Raw genomic sequence first — 3,490 nt, forward strand, 5'->3', positions numbered from 1 at the left:
CGCCGCTGCGCGGGCGTTTGGCCGACGCGGTCACCGATCACCTCGGCAGTCTCGACGTGCTCGTCGCCTGCGGCGCGGAGCAGGACAGCCGTGACCGCATCCGTGCCGCCGACGCCGCGCTGCGACGGGCCGTCGTGCGACGGGCGACGGCCCAGGCGGGGACGACCGCGGTGGTCTCGGTGCTCGCCGGGGCGGCGTCGCTGCTGGCGCTGATCGCCGCCGGCCCCCTGCCGGGACCGGCACTGGCGGTCGTCGTCCTGGTGCCGATGGCGGTGTTCGAGGTGTTCACGGCGGTGCCGCTGGCTGCCGCGGCGTGGCGTCAGGTCCACGGCGCCGCAGCGCGCATCGCCGAGGCCACCGATGCCTCCCTGCCCCCCGCGATCCCCGTCGACACGCCCACCACCGGCATCGCGCCTCCCCTCGGCGACGGCCTGCGCCTCCGCAACGTGCAGGTGCAGTGGCCGGGGTCCGACCAGCCGGCACTGTCCGGGATCGACCTCACCGTGAGGCCCGGCGAACGCGTCCTGCTGACCGGCCCCAGCGGCTCCGGCAAATCCACCCTCGCCCACGCGTTGGTGCGGTTCCTCGAGGCCGACGGGTCGTACACGATCGGTGGCCGCGACGTGCACGGGATGTCCCCCGACGACGTGCGATCGACCGTGGGACTGTGTGAGCAGCATCCGTACCTGTTCGACGAGGACATCCGGCAGAATCTGCTGTTCGCCCGCGAGCGCGCGACCGACGCCGAGCTCGACGCCGTGCTCGACCGCGTGGGCCTGGGGCCGTGGGTGCGCGAACGCGGCGGTCTGGGCGCCCGTGTCGGCGAACGCGGCGCCCTCGTCTCGGGCGGTCAGGCGCAGCGGCTCTCGCTCGCGCGGGCGCTCCTGCGCGACTTCCCGGTGCTGGTGCTCGACGAACCCACCGCGGGGGTGGATGCCGCCGCCGCGGACGTGCTCGTGGCGGACCTGCTCGGCGCGGTCCGCCCCGATCAGGCGGTCGTGGTGATCTCGCACGTGCCCGTTCCGGCGGGGTCGGTCGACCGCATCGTGAACATGAGAGAAATCTCATCGAGCTGAGTTTCTCCCATCCGATCGGGAAATACCGCGTGGCCCTCGCTCGCCCGCTCCCCCGTCGCGCCGTTCCCGCGCGCCGCGCATCGGTAGGGTCGCCGTGGGGGAACCCGCGATCGCACGCACGGTGCTGACGCGCTGTTTGCGAACCGCGTAGCGAGGTTGCGTGCGGACTCGGGCCTTCGGACTGCCCGCCTGTTTCTTTTGAGGAGCCCGAATGACACGTATCCGCACCGCGGTGGCCGCCCTGGCCGCCGTCGTTCTCGCCGCGCTAGGGCTGTCGATGCCGCTTGCCGCGAGCGCCGCCGATCTGAGCGCGCACATGATCAAGGACATCACCCTGTCGCACGACGGTGAGATCGATCAGTGGGAATTCGTGACCACGACGATCACCTTCGACACCCGCACCGACCCGACGGATGGCACCGAGGTGGCCCAGGTCGACGAGGGCGACACCTTCCGGATCACGTTCCCGGAGCAGTTCCGCATCACGAACTCGACGCTCGACCTGCGGGGCATCGACCCCGCGACGGGAGAGCCCGTCGTGCTCGGGGAGTGCGTGACCAGCAACGCGGACAGTTCGCTGACCTGCACGTTCAACGCGACTGCAGCGACCAAGCAGTACATCACCGGCACCGCCACCGCGTCGGTGCAGGCGCAGACAGCCGGCACGTGGCAGACCGTGCCCTTCGTCATCGGCACCGACCCCGCCACGACCGTCGATGTGACGCTCCCGGGCGGTCAGATCGTACCCGAGAGCATCGGGGACATCCCGACGGCGCCGCGCAAGTGGGCGTGGCAGGACAGCGCCGACCAGAACAGGATCGTCTACTCCCTGCTGGTGCCCGCCGCGTGGGCCGCCGCCGACACCCCGGTGACGATCACCGACACGATCACGGGGCCCGCGTCGGCGCCGACGAGCTTCTCGATCCGTTCGTACGCCGACAATGCCGCGTGGAAAGCCTCGACGTTCACGCGCGTCGACGTCCCGGAGGGGTCGTCGACCCTGCAGTACGTTCCCGGGGTGGACGGCGACGTCACACTGGCGCTGGGCGCCGACGGCCGTTCGTTCGAGCTCACTTTCCAGAACGTCGATCCCGGCGCCGACGGCCTCTACCTGGTGCGCTACAGCGTCTTCGCTCCGGCGGACACCCTCGACAAGACCCTCTTCACCAACACGGCTGTCATCGACGAGGTGACCGTCACTCAGGAACTCGAGTACGAGAACCGCGTGAGCGTCAACGCGAACGGTCCCGGTTTCGGCGGGATCACGGTGGTCAAGACGGTCTCCGGTGAGGGCGCGAGCCTGGCCACGGGCGAGGAGTTCACGGTGCGGGCGACGTGGAGCGACAACAACGGCGAGCACCACGAAGACCTGGTGCTGACCGCGGACGGCGCGGGAGCGGCGATCGACGTCATCCCGACCGGCACCGTGGTGACGCTGACCGAGACGATGACGACTCCCCCGGCGGGTGTCGAGTCCTTCTCACCGACGTTCTCCTCGGCATCCGATCAGGTGGTCATCGCCGCGGACGGCGCGAGCGCTCAGGTCACGATCGCCGACCAGGACCGTATCTCGGTCCGCGTCGACAACGACGTCGTCTCGACCCCGACTCCGTCGGTGAGCGTCGGCGATTACGTGTGGCACGACGTGAACGAGGACGGTCTGCAGGACACGACCGATGTGCCGCTGGAGGGCGTGACGCTCACGCTGACCGGCCCCGACGGGAGCCGGGTCACCGATGTGAACGGCGCCGAGGTCGCACCGACCCAGACCGACGCGAACGGGTGGTACGAGTTCACCGCGTTGCCGACGCTCGAGCCGGGCCAGTCGTACACCGTCACCGTCACCGCGCCCGAGGGGTACGAACCCACCCTCCCCGGCGTCGGCGATGACACCGCGCTCGACTCGTCCACGGGGTCGGCAGATTCCGGTGACCTCACCGAGGACGGTGCCCGCGACGAGACGCTCGACTTCGGGTTCATCCTCACGCCGACACCCGTCGTGCCGACGCCCACGCCCGCCGCGCCGACACCCGTCGTGCCGACGCCGACACCCGTCGTGCCGACGCCGACCCCCGCCGGCGCGGTTCCGCCGCCGAGCCCGACCGTAACGCCCACGCCGAGCGCGGGTCTTCCCGCGACCGGTGGCGAGTTCAACGGATGGCTCACCGTCGCCGCGCTGTCGATGGTGGCCGTCGGCGGTGTCCTCGTGCGCAGCCGACGCCGCGCCTGACGCCCACGGGGGCGGGGCGCACCGCGCGCACCGCCCCCGCCGCGCGCCCGGAAGGAGATCCCCACTCGGGAGGACCCAACCCCGGTATCCACCCTCCCGAACGCCGACCCCCTCCCGGGCGCGCCCCACGGCACGGCACGCCGCATGCCCCAGCCGCACCCCACCGGCGACCCGGCCCCGCGGC

General features: G+C 71.6%; 2 protein-coding genes. Both read left to right on the forward strand.

Annotated elements, in window-relative coordinates; genetic code table 11:
• On the forward strand, nt 1-1,076 hold a 1,076-nt coding region (locus ACK5KK_RS15450; protein WP_416890974.1), incomplete at its 5' end, for an amino acid ABC transporter ATP-binding/permease protein.
• A gap of 211 nt (nt 1,077-1,287) precedes the next feature.
• On the forward strand, nt 1,288-3,306 hold the full coding sequence (locus ACK5KK_RS15455) for an SdrD B-like domain-containing protein (RefSeq protein ID WP_416890975.1): 2,019 nt from the start codon (nt 1,288-1,290) through the stop codon (nt 3,304-3,306).
• Nucleotides 3,307-3,490 lie beyond the last annotated feature (184 nt).

Origin of the sequence: Microbacterium sp. (assembly GCF_047972865.1) — a bacterium.
Classification (GTDB): Bacteria; Actinomycetota; Actinomycetes; order Actinomycetales; family Microbacteriaceae; genus Microbacterium.